Raw genomic sequence first — 20441 nt, 5'->3', positions numbered from 1 at the left:
CACGAATCGCTGCTACAACTGACGCTCCACCGCGGCCTTGTCGATGATCGACCAGACCTGCCGGATCTTGCCGCCGGAAAACTCGTAGAACACGTTCTCGTCGAACGTGATGCGTTTGCCTTGCACCGGCAGTCCGAGAAACGCGCCGGCCGGCGTGCAGTCGAAATGCAGCCGGCTGGCGATGCGTGGCGGCTCGCACACCAGCAGTTCAATTTCGAAGTGCAAATCCGGAATCTCGCGGAAATCCCTTTCAAGCATGGCGCGATAGCCAGACAAACCAATCTGCCGGCCGTTATGGATTGCGTCGTCGCCGACGAATTCACCCAGCTTCGACCAGTCCTGTCTGTTCAGGCAGGCAATGTAGTCGCGATAGATCCCGGAAAGATTCTTGTCCATTGCAATTGTCCCTTGTGCTGCGATGCGTGAGTCGATTTTCGGCGACTTGAGAGATGGCGTCGCGTCAACGTCATCGAGCGACCGTGCTCAATATAGAATCACTCGCAATCGGCCGTTCTTCAACCCGAATCCGATCGGCAGATTCCACGATTTGACATTGACACCACGATCGCTAATTCGAAAGCTCAATGAAAATAATGCGCCAATTCAAAAACGAGACTTTACGTTCGCGTACCCGTCGGGTCGCTGCCGTGTTGCTTGTCGCCGGCACGATGGTCACGGCCGTCACGGCAAAGGCAAGCATAACGTCAAACTCTTTGTATGTGCCTGTGCAGAATACGCAGTGCCGCTATGGTCTGTCCGCGGACGATCTGAAGTCCGTGGGGCCTGTCGCGCAGAGCGACGTTCATCCCGACGTGGCAGTCCGGGTATCGATCGACGAACACGGGCAGGTTAGCGATGCAGTCGTCGAGAAGTCGTCGGGTAATACGTTGCTCGACGGTTTGGCGTTGCAGGCGGCGCGACGCGCACAGTGCATGCCGTTCTTTGGGAGCGACAGCAAGGCGGTTGCGATCCAGACGAATTTTTCTTTCGATCTACCGCGCCCCAACGCGGCGCCGGTGGCGGGGAGCGCCGGGTTAGCGGCCAATCTTCCAGGGGCGCCGTTGTCTGCGAACACGGGTAATACATCGCTGCTGGCGGCGGGCGTTCCTTTTGAGTTGACGAAACCTTTCGACGCGACCGGGTACGCCAGATTCGGCGTTGAGCCTGGATCGCCGAAGGCAAAAATGCTCGAGGATTGGGCTAAGAAACTCGCGTCGGACCCGGACATCAAGCATTACTTTTCGCCGGCCGGGAATTTGCCGAACGTGGTGCAGGCGGGATTGTCGCGTGCGCTGGCTCTGGTCGACGGGACGGCGAGACTGTCGCCGGGAGAGCGCGAGCGGATCATGCAGATGACGACGCACGCGCTGGATAACGCGCCCGCCGATTGCGGCGGTGTGAAAAATCTGCAGAAGATCACGACCAGTCATCAATCGATGGGCACGGAGAGCGACGACGTGTTTCGCGCTCAACTGGACGCGATCTTCAATTTGATGAAGCAGGCAACCCAGAGCACGCCGGTGCCGCAAATTACCGCGGGCCAGCGACTGCAAGGCCAGGTTGCACTCTACGCGTCGATTGCGGACGCACTCAAGCGTGATCCCACCGAAACGGAAGATCTCGGCCTGTTGATGAGCGGAAAATCGGCGGAGCTTTCTCCCGAAGCATGGTGCAAAGCCACGCGCTTTTACCAGCATGCGTTCGAAAAGACGCCGCAACCGATGCGCGATTGGGTCATGATGTCCGAACTGGACACTCAGCGCCGCAATTTGACCACGCTGTCGACGACGTTGAAGAATCTCGCGGCCATTAAACCGGCGACGCAAACAGCGAACGTCACGCCGAAGATAGTCGACTACCCGGAAAGAGTGCGGCAACGCATTCGCCCGAACATCGTGTGGGACGGCAAGGGGAGTGGACTGGAAGCGGTCGTTGAAGTCCACTGCGCGTCATCGGGCGGTCTCGAGTCGGTGAAGCTCGTTCAATCCAGCGGCGACCGTGCATGGGACCGTGCGGCGCTTGAAGCCGTCAAACGCTCGGACCCGATGCCGGTCGATGAAGACGGTCAGGCGCCGCGCGTGTTCAAGATAACGTTGCGGCCTGGGGTGTGAGGTTGGCGCCGAAAAAATCGAGCAGACTTTGAGGTGCGTGCGGGCCGAGGCAGACCTCGAGTACGCGTTCGGCCTCCGCCGCCTCGGCTGCGCTACGGGTGAACATCTGTTCTTCGAACGCGGCTAGCGCGGCTTCCTTGTCGTCAGGATTCGCGGCGATGGCCTTGCCGAGTTCCGCGCCATCGAACATCGCGAGGTTCGCGCCCTCGCCCGAAGGAATCATCAGGTGCGCGGCGTCGCCGAGCAGCGTGACGCCTGGCACGCGAGCCCATCGGTGATTAATGGGCAACGCGTGAATCGGGCGAAACACGGGGTTCGTTTCGCCGTCGGTGATGAGCGCCGTCAACGCAGGAGACCAGCCGGCGAATTCACGGGCAATACGTTCTTTCGCCGCGCCAGGGTCGGTGAAATCGATTTCATCGAACCACGCCTGCGGCTTGTTCAACTGCACGTACGTGTGCAAAACACCGTGTGGTTCTCGGTGAGCGAGAATGCCCTTACCCGGCTCGATTGCAAACAGGCCGCCGCTGCCTACGGCTGCGGCGCTCGCCTTGTGGTGTGTGTCGCTGTCGTGCAGGTACGTTTCGATGTACGAGGTGCCGACGTAAGCCGGCTTCGCGCCGGAAAGCAGTGGGCGCACTTTCGACCACGCGCCGTCCGCGCCGACCAGAAGATCCGTTGTCGTCGTCGAGTTGTCGGCAAAGGTCAGCCGATGTCGTCCATCTTCAAACGCCGACGCGGTAATAAGCTTGTGTCCCCAACGAATCGTGCCGGCGGGCAACGAGTCGAGCAGAAGCTGGCGCAGCGCGCCTCGCGGCACTTCAGGGCGACCACCGGTGCCGTCGTCCGGTTCGTCGAGTAACACCTGGCCGTTTCTATCGAGCACTCGCGTTGCCTGACCCCCCGCGTGAATGATCGCGACGAATTCGTCGAATAGTTCCGCGTCTTTGAGCGCGAGTTGCCCATTGTTCAGGTGGATGTCGAGCATGCCGCCCTGGGTGCGCGCGTGAGCCGACGCATCCGCTTCATAAACCGTCGCGGCAATACCGTGCACGTGAAGCACCCGGGCCAGCATCAATCCGCCAAGACCCGCACCGATGATTGCAATAGGCGTATGCATTGCTCTTCCTTATGAATGGAACGTCATTCCATGATAATATGGAACAACATTCCATCGACGTCAAGCAGCAACATGGTCAAAAAATCGCGTGGTACTCAACGGCGGGAGGAGTCGCTCTCGCGGGATCAGATTATCGAGGCGTCGATCGCGTTGCTCGACAACGGCGGCGAGAGCGGCCTGACGTTTCGCGCGCTGTCCGAGCGGCTTGCCACCGGCGCGGGGGCGATTTACTGGTACGTCGACAACAAGAGCGATCTACTCACGGCCGCTTGCGATGCCGTGATTGCCGGGACGGTGGACGCGACATCGAATGCAGCCGCGCTCGACGCGTCGCCGAAAACCGCGATCCGCGCACTCGCGCTCGGTATGTTCGATGCGATCGACGCGCACCCTTGGGTCGGTGCAGCGCTGACGCGTGCGCCGGGACAGTTGCCCACGGTGCGTATTTTCGAGTGCATTGGCCAACAGGTTCGTGCGTTGGGCGTGCCGAAAAAAGCGGAGTGGGGCGCAGTGTCGGCGCTATTGAGTTACATCCTCGGCGTGAGCGGGCAGAACGCGGCGAATGCACACGTTGCGCGCGAGCTGGATGCAGACAGAACGCGCTTCCTGAATGAAGTGGCGACGATGTGGTCCGAGCTCGATGCGGACGAGTTTCCTTTTACTCGCAGTGTAGCGGGCCGATTACGGAGTCACGACGATCGCGGTGACTTTCTGACCGGCATCGATCTTATTCTGGCCGGAATCGAAACGACGCACGGACGCTGATCGTTCCATTCATCCGCGAGCGATTCCGGGTAGCGACGATGTCGGTGCACGCGGCGTAAAGCCGGTAGGATAGGAAGCTATTTCCTGCTCCTCCACGAGACTCGGCATGTCGGACTCGCTTCTTTTTCTCGCTTCCATGATGGAGCCCATGCGCGGCTTCGTGGCGGTGGGGCGGCGCATGAGCATCACACTCGCCGCCGAAGATCTGTGTTTGACCCAGTCGGCGCTGAGCCGGCAAGTTAAAGCCCTGGAGGAGCGCCTCGGCGTCAAGCTGCTGACGCGGGGCCATCGCGCGATCGCGTTTACGCCTGAAGGCGAGCGCTTTTTCCGCAGCGCCAGCAGCGCGCTTCAACAATTGCAGGACGCCGTCGGCACGGTGCGACGCGTCGCGCAGAGCCGTTCGCCGGTTACGCTGAGCGCGAGCATCGGCGTGACGGGACTCTGGGTGTTGCCGCGTCTCGGGCGTTTTCAGGAGTTGAATCCCGGCATCGATCTGCGCGTCGCCGCGAACAATCGCGTGCTGGATCTCGCCGGCGACGGTATCGACCTGGTGATCCGCTATTGTCCTTCTTCGGCTGTCGACGACAGCGCGGTTCTTTTATTTCATGAAACCATTGGGCCAGTCGCGCATCCCGCGCTGGGTATCAAACAGGTTTTGTCGCCGCAGGATCTAGCCGGACAGGTCCTGCTCGAATTCGACGAACCTGGCCGCCCGTGGCTGCATTGGGAAGACTGGTTCAATAGTGTCGGCTGGCGCGATGTCAAACCCAAGGCGCTGCTGCGCTTCAACCAATACGACCAGGTTGTGCAATCGGCCATGGCGGGGCAAGGCATTGCGCTCGGACGGCTCGAATTGATCAAACCGATGATCGCGGATCGACGCCTCGCGCTACTCGACGCGCCGGAGTCCGGGCCTTTGAATAACTACGCTTACTGGTTGATGGGCGCCGAGGCTTCACCGCGGGCCGATGTGCGCGCGGTGATGGAGTGGATTGTGAGGGAGGCGAGGCCGTAGGACGCGTACGCCGCGGGTTTTCACATTCCGCCGGTGCATGCGAACCGAACGCAATTTGCGCTTGAGCCAGACCGCCTCGCGGGATTCAATGACAGCATGGCCGGCTCGATTCGAGTTGGCGTCATGGAGTCTGTCAATGAACGTCGATCCCATTTCAAACGAAGCGCTCGCGCCACGCTGTCCGTTAGCCGAAGCGAATCCAGGCAACCTGATGAAAGCCGTTCTGACGAATGGCTTTTCGCCAGCTCGTTCGCCCATGCCATCGGTGCAGGCAACGCTCGGCTATTTGCATCCTACTTGCGAACGTCCGTATAACTACGCGTATCAACCGCCTGCGGGCGAGGCTTGGGAAAACTATCAGCACGACGATCGCGTTGTGCCGATTCGCGACGGACGATTCGCATCCGCGCGCCACTCGGTGCAGGTAGAAGGGTTTGAGCTTTGGGACGCGCCGTCGAGTGTCCGCGACTTCAAGAATAGCGAGACCGTCGCCGAGTTTTATTACCCTGAACTCAAAGAACTCGCGTTACTCGCAACGGGTGCGAGCCGCGCATATGTCTTCGATCATCTGGTGCGCTGTCGCGAGCCGAGCCGTGGACCGCTGGGTTTCGGCCGGCCGGAGAAAGGCATGCCCGCGTCGGCGAATGGACGCGTGCATAACGACTACACGGAAGACTCCGGCCGCAAAAGGCTTGCGTTAGTGCTCGGCGATGAAGCGCAAGCGCTGCGCGGACAGCGGTATGCGATCATCAACATCTGGCGGTCGATCAAGGCGCCGGTGCTCGATACGCCGCTTGCCGTATGCGATGCCAGAACGATCGATTCCGCCGATCTGGTCAATGCCGAGGTGCGCTACCCACGACGCGTCGGCGAGATCTTTCTGGCGACGCATTCGCCGCATCACCATTGGTACTGGTTCTCGGCGATGGATCGGCACGAGGCGCTGGTATTCAAGCAATACGACTCGCGTGTGAGCGGCGTCGCGCGTTTCACGCCGCATGCCGCATTCGATAACCCCGATGCGCCGGCAGGTTTGCCGCCGAGGGAAAGCATCGAAGCGCGCTGTCTCGTCATTTACGATTGATCGAATGCGGAGAAGATATGACTCAGCCTGATCTCACACCACGCCGCATGATCGAATTCTGGTTCGATTTCGGCAGCAACTATAGCTACCTGAGCATGATGCGGATCGAAGAACTCGCACAGCGCGACGGTATTACGGTGGCATGGCGTCCCTTTCTACTCGGTGCGATCTTTAAATCGTTCGGTTGGGAGACGTCGCCCTTTGTCCTGCAGAAAGAGAAGGGCGCCTACGTGTGGCGCGACATGGTGCGTCAATGCGAAAAATATCAATTGCCCTGGACTCAACCCAGCCAGTTTCCGCGGCGCTCGTTGCTTCCCATGCGAGTTGCACTGTTCGGCGCGCAACAGTCGTGGGGCGGCGCGTTTTGCAAGCGGATCATGCAGCTCAATTTCGTCGACGATCGCGAAGTTGATGATGCTGATGTCGTCAGCACGGTGTTAATCGATCTCGGTTTGCCAGCGGACGAGATCATCGCCGCCGCACAGACGGAGCAGAACAAACTGGCGATGCGCGCGCAAACCGAAGAGGCCGTGCGGCGTGGTATTTTCGGCGCGCCCACGTTTTTTGTCGGCGAAGAAATGTTCTGGGGCAATGATCGTCTGGAAGATGCGATCCTGCTGGCTGCCCGTTAGAGGCCATGGAACGGCAAGCGGCGCATCCGCTTGCCATTCCGTTCGCGGTTGGTGATTGAACCACTTCCGCCGGGTCAAACCTGCGAGGCCGTACGAGCTTCGAGCGCACGCACCACGGCGATCATGTCGTCCTTGTCGTGTCCCATCGCATGCGTTTCCGAAAATAGCGCGTAACACACGTCGAGCAACGGCGATGCGACGCTCGCTTCTCTCGCCGCTTCGGCAATGAGGCGATTGTTCTTCAGCACATCGGTGATCGATGCCTGCACGTCGAAATCGCGTGTCACCAGCTTGAGCGACTTCACGCGGGAGATGCTACTCGCCATTTGCCCGGCATCGACGACCGCGCGGAATTGCGTCATATCCAGACCATGATGATTGGCGAAATGCGCCGCTTCGGCCAGGCCCGTCACGGTGGTAATCAGAAAGATATTGACCGCCAGTTTCATCAGCAGCGCATTCGGCACGGGGCCGCACACAATGGTCTCGCGGCAAATGGGTTTCAATAGCGCGCGTATCGATTCGACCGTGTCGGCGTCGCCCGCGAGCATCGCCACGAGTTCGCCCGCCTCGGCGGGTTTGCGCGATCCCGACACGGGCGCCTCGACATAAGCGCCGCCGGCCGCACGAATGTCGGCCGCGAGCGCGCGCGAGTACTCCGGCGAAGTCGTTCCCATATGAAGAATCGTGTGCCGCGCGACGTTGGTTTCGAATTGCGGCGTTCCGCGTCCCAAGACCGCATCGATGGCATCGTCGTGCGCCAGCATCAGAATCACCGTGGACGTGCGTTCGAATACCTCGGCGGGACTCGCTGCCACGTTGGCGCCGGCGGCGCGCAGTGGCTCGATTCTGTCCGGCGAGCGGTTCCATATTGTCAGTGGCGTACCCGCGCGGAGCAGGTTGAGTGCCATGGGCTGCCCCATGACGCCGATGCCGATAAAGCCTACGTCCATATGCGTCTCCATGGCCACGCCGTCACCGGCTTCGGAATGCGATACCGGTCGGCGTTTATCCATTCGATGGTGTCAGGAATGCCACGCCGCGACAAAGGATAAAAATTTGATGATGGATGAGTGGCGCTCACCTGAACGCGTCGAGGTTCTTTATTTCCATCACCATGTCCGGATTGGCCGGACTCGTGAAGCCGAATTTCTCGTAGAGGCCATGCGCATCGGCGGTGAGCAGCATGATTCGGCGCAGGCCCTGAAGGTCCGGATGGGCGAGTACGCACTTCATCAACCACTGCCCGAGCCCCAGGCCTTGCCAGTCGGGGAAAATGAATACGTCGGACAGGTAGGCGAATGTCGTCGCGTCCGTGATGACTCGCGCGAAACCAATCTGTTCTGCTTCATGGAAAAGACCGAATGCCAGCGAGTTCCGGGCGGCCCTTTCGACTTTCTCTCTGGCGATGCCCCTGGACCAGTACGCGACTTCGCTGAGGTATTGGTGAATTGCCGCGAAATCGAATTTATCGATGTCCGTGGTGACGGACAGGCTTTCTTCTTTCCATGCCATGGTTTTCTATCGACCTCGCAATGACAGTTCGATCACTTGAATGCGGGAAGGCCTCGCCTTTTGCAAATTAAACCGGGTGTCATGTTCGAGAGACATGCACAGTCACCGGAAATTTTTCCGAACAGTTCTAACTGCTTGCCAAGGTGTCCGCGTCGCGGAACGTGACACTGAGTCGGCCAGGTTCGAACATGAACGACGGCGCCGTGCCGAACGTCGCGCAACTCGAACGGGCCGCGCCTTGGGCCAAGCGTCGTCCTGCGTGCGTGGAGTGAGCTGAAGACAATTGCGTGGCGGGAGAGAAGTTGGGGCAATGCAGATGATGCATTCGAGCATTGCCTCGACTTCTCCAGGGAAGCGAGGTTTCGTTGACGTGGATAGCTGGCTGAGTACCGATGCGATCGGCTATCCTTACGTCCGCAATCAGCGCAGTGAAGCCGTACACTTTCCGGGCACGCCACATCGGAATTCCGGCCACCGCGCGAGTCGCGATAAAACCTACAACGACTTCCCGGACCGACCATGCTACGCCACACCTTTTCGAGTCATCGACGCGCTGTTGTCAGCATTCTGTTGGCCACCAGCGCCGGCGCATTGAGCGGTTGCAGCGACAGCATGTCGGACGCCGACATCGCTTTCGTCACCGCCAACATGCCGCCGCAATTCCAGTCGATGCGAATGTACGGCGCGGTGCCTGACAACGCGCCGTTGGGCAGCAGCAATTCGCACACGACGGGCCGCTTGCGTCAGGCCTGTCAGGCCATTATTCGCGCACAGGGCCAGGACGTTCGTCAGACGGTGATTCTCGAAGACGAGCCGGGCGATTCCTTCGATTTCGACGCGACGCGCACCTCGGATGGTTTGAATGTGACGTCGGACGGCCTCAGGCCGCCGAGCGTTGACCCGGTCGGCTTTCGCACGCGCTTCACCACTTGCGTGAATGCGATTCGCGATAAATATGCGGCTGAACCTGAGAAGGCGCCGTTCAAGTAACCGACGGCGTCTTTCATGCGGTCACCGATTCAGCCATGCGCGGGAAAGCGCATGTCCTGCTAATTGCGCGCTATCCGGCCAGATTCTTTATGCCCTGGTCCGCCTGCCGACACCAGTAGTCGAATGTCCCTTTGACGATCGACGGTTTGAGCAGGTAGTCGTGAGCCTCGCTCGCGAGTTCATCGGAAAGGGGCGTGAGCGGTCCGAAGACCCGCGCGCGTATCTGCATGCGTGCCGCGCGCTCCAGATAGACCGCGAGGTAGGTCGCTTCCTCGACACCATCGCCGGCCGTCAGCAAGCCGTGATGCGCCAATAAAATCGAGCGTTTCTGGCCGAGTGCTTCGGAGATGATGACGCCTTCCTGGTCCGCGATCGGCACGCCTGGCCAGTCGGCGAGAAAAGCGCAATCGTTGTGAAAGGGCGTCATGTCCATCTGCGACACGATCAATGGCTGTTTCGCGGCAACCAGGGCGGACACATAGGGCGGATGCGTGTGGACGAGGCTATGGCGATCGGGGCGTGCTTCATAGACCCAGAGATGGAAGCGGGTGGCCGGGTTAGCCATGCCCGAACCTGAAAGCGTATTGAGGTCGCGGTCGACTTCGATGAAGTCATCGGGCGTCGCTTCGTCGAAACCCAGGCCGAAGCGAAGGGTCCAGTACGCGCCGTCGCGGCTGGAGCGGGCGCTGATCTGACCGGCTAGTCCCGCTTCCTGTCCGGTCATGGCCAGAATCCGGCATGCGTAGGCCAGTTTCTCCTGAATGGTGCGTTGCTTCGGCTTGAGATGTGCCTTCATCTCTTGTGTAGCACGCTCGTCGAAGTACTCCTTTGCTCGTAAGTCCATGTTTTTCTCCACGTCAGTAATCTTTCGGCGCACGCCGGGTTTTTCGTCGCGTCAAACGACCGCTTACTCCCGGCTTGCGCTCGACTCAGCGCAACAACGCAGCCTTATCGGATTCCATTGCCCACTGGTCTGCATCGGGCAAGGGTTCAACCGGTCCATTCGCGCGAGGATACAACTGCGCGAGCTTCGCGTTCAGGGCCGCGAACGGCCGTTGCTCATCGGTCAACTCGTAGTCGGGCACGATTGCGCCGATTGGGCAGACGACCACGCAGGTTGTGCAATTGATACACCGTTTCGGGTCGATCACCAGAAACTCGGGGCCCACGTGAAACGCGTTGACGGGGCACGCCGTGACGCAATCGCCGTAGCGGCAACGAATACATCGATCGGTGACAACACAGGACATAACACCTCCTCAGGCGAGCGCGACGCGGCGTGCCCGCGATTCCAGTTCACTCCACGAGATCGCCGCCGCGACGCACGATCCCGCGCGCCCGGTCATTTCGAATCGGACAGATCTTCGCGATACGTCTCACGCGCGAACCACGTTGCGATCAGCGTGATGACACCCAGCACGCTGATCAGCGCGGCGACCGACTCGATATGTTTCGTGGTGGCAAACAGCCAGGTCGCCGCCATCGGCGTGAGTCCACCGCCCAGCGCCGCGGCAATCTGCACGCCCAGCGATGCGCCGCTGTAGCGCACACGCGTTCCGAACAACTCGGGGACGAAGGCGGCCTGCGGTCCGAACAGCGTCGCGTGACCGAGGCTCATGCATACCGCCATGGTCGCGACGATGAGCATGTGATTGCCGGTCTGCACCAGCCAGAACATCGGGAACGAGGCGACGATCGTGCAGAACGCGCCGAAGAAGTACAGCGGCCGCCGGCCGATCCTGTCGGACAGGTGGCCTGCCAGCGGTACGGTGACGAATTCGATTGCCGCTGCAATCAACAGACCGTTCAGCATCACCGTGCGCGGCACGCCGGCGACCTGCGTGCCGTACATCACGACGAACACGGACAGCAGATACACCCAGGCGACTTCGGAGATCTTCAGGCCGATCGAGATGAACAGGCTGCGCTTGTACGAGCGCAGTACCTCGAAGAGCGGTATCGCGACTTCGGGTTCCCGCTTCATCGCGCGCAGGAATTCCGGCGATTCGGTCACCCGTAGGCGGATCACCAGACCGACCATCACCAGCACGATGCTGATCATGAACGGAACGCGCCAACCCCAGCTTAGGAACTGGTTTTCTGGTAGTAAACTCGCCAGCGCGAACGCCGCCGTCGACAACACGATGCCGAGCGGAAAACCGATCTGCACGATTCCGCCATACCAGCCGCGTTTATTGCGCGGCGAGTGCTCGATCACCATCAGCGCCGCGCCGCCCCATTCGCCGCCCAGACCGATACCCTGCACGATGCGCAGGAGCACCAGCGCGATCGGCGCCCAGATGCCGATCCGCTGGTAGGTCGGCAACACGCCGACCAGGAAGGTAGCGCCGCCCATCAGGAACATCGTGACGACCAGCATGGTCTTGCGGCCGAGCTTGTCGCCGAAATGGCCGAAAATCGCACCGCCCAGCGGCCGCGCGATGAAACCCGCCGCGAACGACGCGAGCGCCGCGATCGTGCCGACCAGCGGATCGAACGCCGGAAAAAACAGCTTGTTGAAGATCAGCGCCGCTGCGGTGCCGTAAAGCAGAAAGTCGTACCACTCCACGGTCGTGCCGATCACGCTGGACAGCATGATCGTTCGCATTCGCAGCTGCTCCGAATCGCTTCGTTGTCCCATCTCAGCCGGAAGTGCGTCCAGCCGGTCTGCGCCTGTCAGTGCCATGTGGTTTCTCCTTGAGTGAGCGCGTGAAATCCGCGCGGTCGGCTGGTCGGTCGATGTTTCCCAATGCAGAACCAATATAGGCTGGACAAAAAACAAAAAACAAATTAAGTTTCCATATCGTAAACACTGATGGGTAGTCAGGAAACTTCGTCCTACAGTGTTCACAGTCTCGCGACACGCCGCGAGATCGCCCGAAATTCAACGAGGAGCACACCATGCAAGCGACCGAAACCGCGCAGGACACCACTGCCGCCCGCCATTTCAACCAGCGGCTGCAAGGCAAGCTCGAGCCCACGCAAGGCGGCTCGATCTACGTGGACCCGAAAAAGATCGAATGGCAGAAATCGCAGTTCGACAAGATCTGGATGAAGGTGCTGTACCGCAACGACGACGCCGGTGAGATGACGGTGTTGCTCAAATGGGAACCGGGCGCGACGCTGCCGTTCCATCGTCATCCGGAAATCGAGCAGAGCTATGTGCTGGAAGGCTCGTTCTACGATCACGACGGTATCTGCCGCGCGGGGGAATTCGTTTATCGCGTCCCCGGATCGCTGCACGAAACGCATTCGGATGAGGGCTGCCTGCTGCTCGCCGTGTACCGGAAGCCGAACACGTTCTTCAACGCCGTCGCCGGCTTCGAGGACAAGGCGTACTAACAGGAAACGAAAGGGGTGCCGCTGGGCGGTGAGTTTCCTGCGAGTGTTACAATTGGGTCGCGAACACCGCGACCTGGCTGGCTGACGCCGGGCGACGGGTTCGTCTCTGTTGATTTTGGAGACACCACTGGATCATGGCCAAGAAACAAGCTGCATTACGCGAACACCCGGCGCCCGAATTCGACGAGATGTCGAACGAAGACGAGGAAGCCGTTTGCCGCCGCCTCAAAGCGCTGCGCGTCGAGCAGGGACTGACGCTCGACGCGCTCGCGAATCTGTCGGGTTTCACGAAGGGATATCTGTCGCGTATCGAGAACGGCGGCAAGGCGCCGCCCATCGCTTCACTCGCGCGCATCGCCCGCGCACTCGGACAATCGTTGAGCTACTTTTTTCTCGACGACGTGTCGAGCGCGTCGGCGCGGCTCGACGAATCGAAGGTATCGGTCGTGCACAAGTGGGAGCGCAAACCGGTGGCGCGTGGGGCATCCGCATTCGGATATGACTATGTGAGCCTCGCGCACAAGCGCGCGGACAAACTGATGGATCCGTTCGTCTTCACGTTCCCGGAGTCGGTCGACGTCGATCAGTTTTTTCAGCATTCCGGCGAGGAATTCATTTACGTGCTGTCCGGGCGAGTGGCGTTCGAGGTCGTGCTGAACGGCGTCACGCGCAGCTACACGCTCGAAGACGGCGATAGCATTTATTTCGATTCGAGCCTGCCGCATCGCGGGCACAGCATCGGTGGCGAAGCTCAGGCGATGGTCGTCATGCAGGGCGCGGCCGGGGACGACGACGACTGACGGAAATCGTCGGCCGGTAGCGCACCGTACGCGTCGATGCGGCAGGTTTGCCCATCAGGAGAGACAGGATGAAAATTGCAGTGGTGCTGTATGACGCGGTCGAACCGATCGACCTCGCGGTTGTCGGCGTGCTGTCGATGGCCAGGCGTGTTACCGACCAGCTCGACTACTTCACGGTCGCGCAACATGGCGGTTCGGTCACGTTGCAGAACGGCCTGCAGGTGCTCGTCGATCATTCGTTCGACGAGGCGCCGGCCGCCGACGTGATCATCGTGACGGGCGGTCCGGGTTGGGAGACGCAGACCCGCAACGCGGCGATGCATGCGTTCCTGCGCGAGCGAATGGAGAATGGAGAGGTGATCGCCAGCGTATGTACCGGCGCGATGATCCTCGGTGCGGCCGGCGTGCTGGACGGTAGAACGGCGACGACCAAATTCGAAGTCGTGCCGCCCGAAACCAGTCCGCTCGACACGTTGCGCGACCGTTACGGCGTCGATGCAACGGCCGCGCTGACTGTCGATGCCGGCAGCGTCGTGACCGGTGGCGGCGTCACGCTCGGCATCGACACCACGCTGTATTTGCTGCAACGTTTTCTCGGCGAGCGCGTTGCCAGCGAAACCGCGCGCATCATGGAATACAGCGCGGCGTGGCAGGCGAATCGATCACGCTTGCCGACCTTGACGCCCGAAACCGCCGAGGAAGCCGCGCGCGTTTGACGCGCGCAACACCCCTCAGCGTCTTCAGCGCATCTGTCCGTCAATCTGCTGCCTCAAGCGCTTTTCTTCTTCCTGCAATTCTGGCGTCAACGCCTCGCCGAAATCCGCGGGTTCGAAGAAAGGCCGAATCTCGATCTCCGAATCGCTGACCATCGGATTCGGGCAGCGCTTGACCCATTCGATCGCTTCATCCATCGACTGAACCTGCCAGAGCCAATATCCGGCGATCAGTTCCTTGGTGTCCGCGAACGGCCCGTCGACGACAGTCCGCGTTTTCCCGGAAAACTGAACGCGTACCCCTGCCGAGCTGGGCTTCAGTCCATCGCCGCCCTGCATGATGCCGGCCTTCACCAGCTCCTCGTTATATTTGCCCATCGCCGCGATGAGCTCCGTGCCCGGCATTTGTCCAGCTTCGGACTCGGGGGTTGCCTTCACCATAACCATGACGCGCATGTGATGTCTCCTTCGAAGATGATCGTGTTGCGAGGCCAAGGCGCCTCTACCGACTACGACGAATGATGGTGAGCGAAATCGACAGCGTGCACGGTCGATTTCGCGGCGAAGCGTCAACGCGTCGACCGGGCCTCGAGCAGGTCGAATGCCTCGTCGATATAAAACGTCAGCGGCCGCGCGCCGTCTTCCTGCCGCCAGTTCTCCTTGGCGAACCGCAGCGTGCCCATGGCCATCATCGCGTCCAGCCGTAGCGCAGGCCGGCGCACCGGGTCCGGCCACAGTTCGTACATCGCCTCCGCCAGCACCTCTTCCAACTGAACGAAAAGTGCGTCCTTGCGTAGCCGCAGCGCGTCGATCGACCGAAGAATCTGGTCCGCGATCAGCGATTCGTCGGTGTCGTAAAGCGGGGCAAGCGTCAGGAACGTTTTTCTCGCCGCCTCGAGCGGCGATTGATCCGGCGACTGCGCGAGGAAGGTCGGGCGCAGCGCGTGCGGAAACTCGCCGCTCTCGTGCGCCAGCAAAACGTCTTCCTTCGACTTCAAATGATGGAAGAACGTCCGCCGCGAGATCCCCGATTCCGCTGCGATCGCGTCGAGCGTGGTCTCCTCGTAGCCGTTCTCCTTGAACAGCCTGAGGGCGGTTTGGGTGATCAACTCGAACGTCAGACGGCGTTTGCGCTCGCGTAGATCGCCAGGAATTTTCTCTTTGCTTTTCATTGTGGGCATTCTGACGACCGATGGGTTTCTTGACAAGTTTGCACTCAGTGCATAAAGTGCACTCGGTGCAATTTAAAGGAGGCCCAACATGGCTTTATCGAAAGTGTGGTTCGTCACGGGTGCATCCCGTGGATTCGGCCGCGTCTGGACGGAGGCCGCGCTGAAACGCGGCGATCAGGTCGCGGCCGCGGTGCGGAACCCCGCGTCGCTCGACGAACTCGTCGAGGCATACGGTGATTCATTGCTGGTCCTGCCGCTCGACGTGACGGATCGCGACGCGGTGTTCGACGCCGTCGGCCGGGCGCATGCGCATTTCAGGCATCTGGACGTGATCGTGTGCAACGCCGGCTACGGCTACATGGGCGCGATCGAGGAGTTGGAACACGAGCAGGTCAAAGCCAACTTCGACACCAACGTGTTCGGCACGCTGTCGGTCGTTCAGGCCGCGCTGCCCATCCTGCGCGCGCAAGGTAGCGGTCACGTGCTGACCGTGTCGAGCATTGGCGGCGTGATCGGGTTTCCGACCGGTGGCAGTTACACCGCGAGCAAGTTCGTCATCGAGGCGATGTCGGAAGCGCTGGCGGGCGAAGTGGCGGGCTTCGGCATCAAGGTCACGATCGTCGAACCGGGGCAATTCGCCACCGGGTTCAATGCGTCCGTGCGAAGCCCGCTCGCCATGCCGGCGTACGACCCGATCCGTCAGGCCATACGCGCGTCGTTCAAACCGGAGGATGTCGGCGACCCCAAGGCGACCGCTGCGGCGATCCTCGAAGCCGTGGACGCCGATCAGCCGCCGCTTCGTCTCGCGCTAGGGTCGGCGACGCTCGCGAAGATCCGCGCGACCTACGCGGCGCGGCTCGGCAATTGGGACACATGGGAAGCGGTATCGAACGCCGCGCAAGGCGGCCGGCAATCATCTTAAGGCAGTGATCGGCAAGGACATTCGACGTCCGGACCGCTGCCTGTCTCTTTCAGATTCAAACGGAAAAACTAATCCATGAAGCTTTTTACGACGTTGCTTGTTGCGGCCGGCCTGATCGCGGCTGCGTCGCTCAATGGCGCATTCGCGGCCGATACCTATGCATTGGACCCCGCTCATACGCAGACGATCTTCACCATCGATCACCTTGGTTTCTCGACGATCACCGGCTCGGTTCACGACCTGAAGGGCACATTGATTCTCGACACGGCTAGGTTGGAAAACAGTACAGTCTCGGTGACGATGGCGGCCGATAGCGTCGATACCGGTTTTGCCGCGCGCGACACGGCGTTGCAAGGGCCGATGTTCTTCAACGTCGCGCAGTTTCCGACCATGACGTTCACCAGTACCCACGTCAGGAAGACCGGGGCGAAAACGGCGGACATCGAAGGCGACTTCACCTTGCTTGGCGTCACGAAACATCTGGTATTGAAGACGACATTGAACCGGATGGCCCAGGATACGACCGGCACGAACGTCTATAAGGCAGGCTTTACGGCCACCACCACGATCAAGCGTTCGGACTTCGGCATGAAAGCCTATGTCCCCTACGTGGGCGACGATGTGCACGTGACGATCAATTTCGAAGGCATCAAACAATAAGCGAACCAGGAGAGCGTGACGATGAAACTGCTACTACTCGGCGCCACGGGGTTGGTGGGAAGCCGGACACTGGCGCTCGCGCTCTCCGGCAACGTTTTTTCCGAAGTCATTGCGCCGACACGTCGACCGCTGCCGCCGCGAGACGGATTGGTGAATCCGGTTGCATCGGGACTGGAGACGTTGGTCACTGCGTCGATGTCGTACGAACCGGATGCGGTCATCTGTGCATTGGGAACGACGCAGGCGAAAGCAGGTTCGAAAGAAGCGTTCCGTCAGGTCGACTACGAACTCCCTCTTATATTTGCCGGCGCCGCGCATTCCGCCGGCGTGAACACGTTTGCGATCGTGACGGCGATGGGAGCATCCGCTGAGTCGATGAGCTTCTATTACAGAACCAAAGGCGAGGTGGAGAAGGGCATCCGTGAAATCGGGTTCCAGTCTCTTTCCATTTGCCGGCCCAGCCTTATCGGCGGTGAGCGGAATGAAGCGAGAACCATGGAGGGCGCGGCGCTGACCTTATTCCGCGTATTGGCGCCAGTCCTGCCGAAGAAACTCCGTATCAACTCCGCCGATGCGATCGCCGCCGCGCTGATCGATGCCGTTATCGCGGCGAAGCCTGGGTGTCGCTACATCCACTCTCAGGAAATGGCCTGAATGGCCTGAATGGCGTGGTTGCGCTACAGGTCGAGTACGACCGCCTCACTGCCCGCCTTATTCTCCGTATCCGGCCTGCCGACGCATAACAACGCGCAGCCCGGTTCGATATCCGCCGCCACTTCGCCCTGATAAGCGACGCGTCCCTTTTGTAACCGCGTCGAACAGGTGCCGCACTCGCCGATCCGGCAACTCGATTCGACCGGTATGCCCTGGGCTTCGGCTAATTCCAGCAAGGTGCCGTCCTGCGCGGACCAGCGCACCGTGCGCTGGGAACGCGCGAAGATGACTTCAGCGGTTTGAGGCGCAGCTTGCGTCGCTGTTCCGGCCGCGGGCGTCGAGGCGGAAACTGGCGTCGGCGTGCGCTTTACGCTCGCCGGGCCGAATGCTTCGAAGCGAATGCGTTCGTCGAGCACGTTCAGCGCGCGCAAGCCTTCGTACAGGTCGCGCATGAAGGCGGCGGGGCCGCACAGATAGAAGTCGTAGTCGTCGAATGGAAGAAGCCGCTTTAATGCCGCGATATCGACGCGCCCGTGTCGCGAGCCGTCCTGTCCGGTTTGCAGCGGATCGGCGGCGCTGTTCAACAAATGCACCGCGACATGGGGATGCAACGACGCGATCCGTTGCAATGCCCCGGTGAATGGCCGGTCCTGCGAACTGCGCGCGCCATGAATGAAATGCACCGGCCGCGTGCTATTCGCTGCGATCAACGTATCCAGTATCGCGATCATCGGCGTGATGCCGATGCCCGCCGATAACAACACCGCTGGGCGAGTACTCGCCGCGTCGAATGTGAATGCGCCGCGTGGCGTACGCGCGTGAAGCTGGGTGCCGGTCGTTGCGTGCGCGTGCAACCATGTCGATGCAATGCCTTCGCGCTTCACGGAGATCCGGTAGCGCGAACCGTCGCCCGCGGCCGAGAGCGTATAAGTGCGCACCAATGGCGGCTCGCCGTCCTTCACGGGAAGACGGATCGGCAGATATTGACCGGGCTCGAAGGGCGGCAGCGCGCGACCGTCCGCGGCTTGCAGATAGAACGAGCGAATGGCGGGCGTCTCGTCGCGGACATCGACCACGTTGAAAGCGCGCCATTCGTTCGCGGTACTTTCTTTAGCCACTGTCAACTCAGCTGACAACTCAACTGGCGTTGCACGCGCTGCGCTTTGCGCGGCAAACTGCGATGCGTATTCCACTGTCGACCAACGAAACGGCAACACACGCGCGCTGCGCCGCACATCTCGCACCCGAAAACGCAGCAGCCGTTCCGCTCCGGCAAATGCGGCGATGTGCGCAAATGCGCCGCCGCCCCAAACGATCTCCGCATCCGCGGCGATATACAGCAGATCGCCGCTCGCAAAGTCGATGAACAGCAAACCCGCGCGCGGATCATGCACGAGGTTGCCCAGCGTGTTGAAGAAGCGGTTGCCGCTGAAATCGGGCACCGTCAGCGTGCCGTCTGCATCGACGTGAATGAAGCCCGGCATGCCGCCGCGATGCGACACGTCCACGCCGCGCGCGAAACCCGCGTCGTCCGAACCGTTCGCGCTTGCGATGAAAAACGTATCGGCCTGCCGCAGCAGTGCGCGATCCGCGTCGCTCAGCGATGTCGCGCGGACTTGCGGCGGGATGGGTTTAGCGGCGTCGCGCGGCACGAAGGTCGGCGTGCGGCTTTGAATGTACTTCGGACAGTTGCCGAAGCTCTGGCTGACGCGCAGCGTGATCGCTTCGTCGTCGAGCGACGTGATCACGCCGTTCACGCGATTGCGGCGGCGCGTCTCCGGCTGAATGCCAAGTCCGCCGATCATCCCGCCCACGCGCCACGTCCCCTCGAGTGGATCGCCGGGCAACGCGCTGCCGGCCATGCGCAGCGTGTGCGAGTCCGGCGTCGACACGAAGCCCGGTGCGCCGACGCGTAGCGACGCCCACGGTTGCCCGTCGGCATCGAGACCGCCCAGCACCATGAACGGCCGCTCCGCGAAAAACAGCCGATGCTGCTCCGGCATCTCCGTGCGAATGCCGCGTCGCCCAGCGGAATTCGCAAAGTCCGCGACGCCTGCGCGCGTCTGCACCGCCAGCTCGCCGGCGTGAAACGGCGAACCTGGCGTGGAGAGATCGGCGAGTGGAATGTAGACGTCGGACATGGCATGCCTCCGCATGAGGCGTCGAAAACGCGTGAAGTAAAAAGCGATTCGAAAAGTCAGCGATCGCGGTGCTGCATCACTCGGCCAGCAAACCGGCCTTGCTCACGGGCATCGCGACGAAGCCCGGCAGCGCCTCGACACGCCGCAGCCACGCGCGCAGATTCGGATACGGTTCGAGCGACACGCCACCTTCCGGCGCATGAGCGATATACGCGTGCGCGGCGATATCGGCGATGGTCGGGTGATCGCCCGCCGCGAAACGCTTGCCGGCGAATTCCTTTTCGATCACGTCGAACAGATTGACCGCGATGGTCTTCGCGGCCTCGTGATCGTGCGGCGCGCCGAACACCGTCACGAGCCGCGCGCGGCACGGGCCGTAGGCGATCTGCCCCGACGCGAGCGACAGCCAGCGCTGCACGGCGGCCGCGCCCAACGGATCGGTGGGCAGCCACGAGGCGTCGCCGTAGCGCTTCGCCAGATACACGAGGATCGCGGTCGAATCGGACAGCACCACGTCGCCGTCCTCGATCACCGGCACCTGACCGAGCGGATTGAGCGCGAGGAATTCGGGGCGGCGGTTGTCGCCGGCCTTCATGTCGATCGGGACGATTTCGAACGGCAGGTCGAGCATCGCGAGAAACTGGCGCACACGGTGTCCGTGACCCGACAGCAGCGTCGTGTGAAGGCGGATGGGGGCGGCGGGCTGGTTGACTGGCATGATCGTGATCCGGTGAAAGTGGAGGACGTTTGGCGTCGAACCGAAATGATTCCGACGCGACGGTTAAAGAGTAGTGACTGTGAGGCG

23 protein-coding genes are annotated in these 20441 nt (G+C 61.1%); 12 read left to right on the top strand and 11 right to left on the bottom strand.

Annotation, left to right across the window (positions count from 1 at the left end; all coding sequences use genetic code 11):
* Positions 1-12 precede the first annotated feature (12 nt).
* Complete coding sequence (locus LFL96_RS24925; RefSeq protein ID WP_281003363.1) at positions 13-396, bottom strand: ester cyclase; 384 nt, start codon at positions 394-396, stop codon at positions 13-15.
* A gap of 197 nt (positions 397-593) precedes the next feature.
* Here LFL96_RS24925 and LFL96_RS24920 point away from each other — a divergent pair, with 197 nt between their 5' ends.
* Positions 594-2111 carry a TonB family protein gene (locus LFL96_RS24920; protein ID WP_281003362.1) on the top strand — a complete coding sequence of 506 codons (1518 nt, stop codon included), beginning with the start codon at positions 594-596 and terminating at the stop codon, positions 2109-2111.
* Here the strand turns inward: LFL96_RS24920 and LFL96_RS24915 are convergent.
* The gene (locus LFL96_RS24915) at positions 2083-3231 is read right to left on the bottom strand and encodes an NAD(P)/FAD-dependent oxidoreductase (protein WP_281003361.1); all 1149 of its coding nucleotides are present in this window, start codon (positions 3229-3231) and stop codon (positions 2083-2085) included. The genes LFL96_RS24920 and LFL96_RS24915 overlap by 29 nt on opposite strands.
* A gap of 15 nt (positions 3232-3246) precedes the next feature.
* On the opposite strand from LFL96_RS24915, the gene LFL96_RS24910 reads away from it, so the two are divergent.
* The 4 genes from LFL96_RS24910 to LFL96_RS24895 all read left to right on the top strand — a co-directional run bounded on the left by LFL96_RS24910 (position 3247) and on the right by LFL96_RS24895 (position 6727).
* Positions 3247-3996: a TetR family transcriptional regulator gene (locus tag LFL96_RS24910; RefSeq protein ID WP_281003360.1), complete on the top strand. Its 750-nt coding sequence runs from the start codon at positions 3247-3249 to the stop codon at positions 3994-3996.
* A 106-nt stretch (positions 3997-4102) separates the two neighbouring features.
* Entirely contained in the window at positions 4103-5011 is a 909-nt protein-coding gene (locus LFL96_RS24905) for a LysR substrate-binding domain-containing protein (RefSeq protein WP_281003359.1), read from the top strand.
* Between the two features lie 136 nt (positions 5012-5147).
* The gene (locus LFL96_RS24900) at positions 5148-6095 is read left to right on the top strand and encodes a CmcJ/NvfI family oxidoreductase (protein ID WP_281003358.1); all 948 of its coding nucleotides are present in this window, start codon (positions 5148-5150) and stop codon (positions 6093-6095) included.
* Between the two features lie 17 nt (positions 6096-6112).
* Positions 6113-6727: a 2-hydroxychromene-2-carboxylate isomerase gene (locus LFL96_RS24895; protein WP_281003357.1), complete on the top strand. Its 615-nt coding sequence runs from the start codon at positions 6113-6115 to the stop codon at positions 6725-6727.
* 74 nt (positions 6728-6801) lie between these two features.
* Here the strand turns inward: LFL96_RS24895 and LFL96_RS24890 are convergent, their stop codons facing one another.
* Together LFL96_RS24890 and LFL96_RS24885 are read right to left on the bottom strand one after the other, a co-directional pair.
* Positions 6802-7692 carry an NAD(P)-dependent oxidoreductase gene (locus tag LFL96_RS24890; protein WP_281003857.1) on the bottom strand — a complete coding sequence of 297 codons (891 nt, stop codon included), beginning with the start codon at positions 7690-7692 and terminating at the stop codon, positions 6802-6804.
* Between the two features lie 115 nt (positions 7693-7807).
* The gene (locus LFL96_RS24885; RefSeq protein ID WP_281003356.1) at positions 7808-8242 is read right to left on the bottom strand and encodes a GNAT family N-acetyltransferase; all 435 of its coding nucleotides are present in this window, start codon (positions 8240-8242) and stop codon (positions 7808-7810) included.
* A 519-nt stretch (positions 8243-8761) separates the two neighbouring features.
* Here LFL96_RS24885 and LFL96_RS24880 point away from each other — a divergent pair.
* The gene (locus LFL96_RS24880) at positions 8762-9232 is read left to right on the top strand and encodes a hypothetical protein (protein WP_281003355.1); all 471 of its coding nucleotides are present in this window, start codon (positions 8762-8764) and stop codon (positions 9230-9232) included.
* 70 nt (positions 9233-9302) lie between these two features.
* On the opposite strand, the gene LFL96_RS24875 is transcribed toward LFL96_RS24880, so the two are convergent.
* The 3 genes from LFL96_RS24875 to LFL96_RS24865 all read right to left on the bottom strand — a co-directional run bounded on the left by LFL96_RS24875 (position 9303) and on the right by LFL96_RS24865 (position 11840).
* Positions 9303-10076, bottom strand: coding sequence for an aldolase (locus LFL96_RS24875; RefSeq protein WP_281003354.1), 774 nt, complete (start codon positions 10074-10076; stop codon positions 9303-9305).
* 85 nt (positions 10077-10161) lie between these two features.
* Positions 10162-10482: a 4Fe-4S dicluster domain-containing protein gene (locus LFL96_RS24870; RefSeq protein WP_281003353.1), complete on the bottom strand. Its 321-nt coding sequence runs from the start codon at positions 10480-10482 to the stop codon at positions 10162-10164.
* Between the two features lie 92 nt (positions 10483-10574).
* A complete protein-coding gene (locus LFL96_RS24865) occupies positions 10575-11840 on the bottom strand; it encodes an MFS transporter (RefSeq protein WP_281003352.1) in 1266 nt (421 codons plus the stop codon).
* A 293-nt stretch (positions 11841-12133) separates the two neighbouring features.
* Between LFL96_RS24865 and LFL96_RS24860 the strand changes: the two genes are divergently transcribed.
* From LFL96_RS24860 to LFL96_RS24850, 3 genes are all read left to right on the top strand, one after another.
* A complete protein-coding gene (locus tag LFL96_RS24860) occupies positions 12134-12574 on the top strand; it encodes a cupin domain-containing protein (protein ID WP_281003351.1) in 441 nt (146 codons plus the stop codon).
* 134 nt (positions 12575-12708) lie between these two features.
* Positions 12709-13374 (top strand): XRE family transcriptional regulator, encoded by a 666-nt coding sequence (locus LFL96_RS24855; protein ID WP_281003350.1) that lies wholly within the window; start codon positions 12709-12711, stop codon positions 13372-13374.
* Between the two features lie 68 nt (positions 13375-13442).
* Positions 13443-14090: a DJ-1/PfpI family protein gene (locus tag LFL96_RS24850; protein WP_281003349.1), complete on the top strand. Its 648-nt coding sequence runs from the start codon at positions 13443-13445 to the stop codon at positions 14088-14090.
* Between the two features lie 24 nt (positions 14091-14114).
* Here the strand turns inward: LFL96_RS24850 and LFL96_RS24845 are convergent, their stop codons facing one another.
* Positions 14115-14543: a YciI family protein gene (locus tag LFL96_RS24845; protein WP_281003348.1), complete on the bottom strand. Its 429-nt coding sequence runs from the start codon at positions 14541-14543 to the stop codon at positions 14115-14117.
* A gap of 113 nt (positions 14544-14656) precedes the next feature.
* On the bottom strand, positions 14657-15259 hold the full coding sequence (locus LFL96_RS24840; protein ID WP_281003347.1) for a TetR/AcrR family transcriptional regulator: 603 nt from the start codon (positions 15257-15259) through the stop codon (positions 14657-14659).
* Positions 15260-15347: 88 nt separating this feature from the next.
* Here LFL96_RS24840 and LFL96_RS24835 point away from each other — a divergent pair, with 88 nt between their 5' ends.
* The 3 genes from LFL96_RS24835 (at position 15348) to LFL96_RS24825 (ending at position 17495) form a co-directional block, all read left to right on the top strand.
* Entirely contained in the window at positions 15348-16181 is an 834-nt protein-coding gene (locus LFL96_RS24835) for an SDR family NAD(P)-dependent oxidoreductase (protein ID WP_281003346.1), read from the top strand.
* Positions 16182-16256: 75 nt separating this feature from the next.
* Positions 16257-16841 (top strand): YceI family protein, encoded by a 585-nt coding sequence (locus LFL96_RS24830; protein ID WP_281003345.1) that lies wholly within the window; start codon positions 16257-16259, stop codon positions 16839-16841.
* Positions 16842-16862: 21 nt separating this feature from the next.
* Positions 16863-17495 (top strand): NAD-dependent dehydratase, encoded by a 633-nt coding sequence (locus LFL96_RS24825; protein WP_281003344.1) that lies wholly within the window; start codon positions 16863-16865, stop codon positions 17493-17495.
* A 23-nt stretch (positions 17496-17518) separates the two neighbouring features.
* Here the strand turns inward: LFL96_RS24825 and LFL96_RS24820 are convergent, their stop codons facing one another.
* On the bottom strand, positions 17519-19636 hold the full coding sequence (locus LFL96_RS24820; protein ID WP_281003343.1) for a pyridoxamine 5'-phosphate oxidase family protein: 2118 nt from the start codon (positions 19634-19636) through the stop codon (positions 17519-17521).
* Positions 19637-19712: 76 nt separating this feature from the next.
* A complete protein-coding gene (locus tag LFL96_RS24815; protein WP_281003342.1) occupies positions 19713-20354 on the bottom strand; it encodes a glutathione S-transferase family protein in 642 nt (213 codons plus the stop codon).
* Positions 20355-20441 lie beyond the last annotated feature (87 nt).

This window comes from Paraburkholderia sp. D15, assembly GCF_029910215.1.
GTDB lineage: Bacteria > Pseudomonadota > Gammaproteobacteria > Burkholderiales > Burkholderiaceae > Paraburkholderia.
This window is presented reverse-complemented; position numbering and strand designations above follow the sequence as displayed.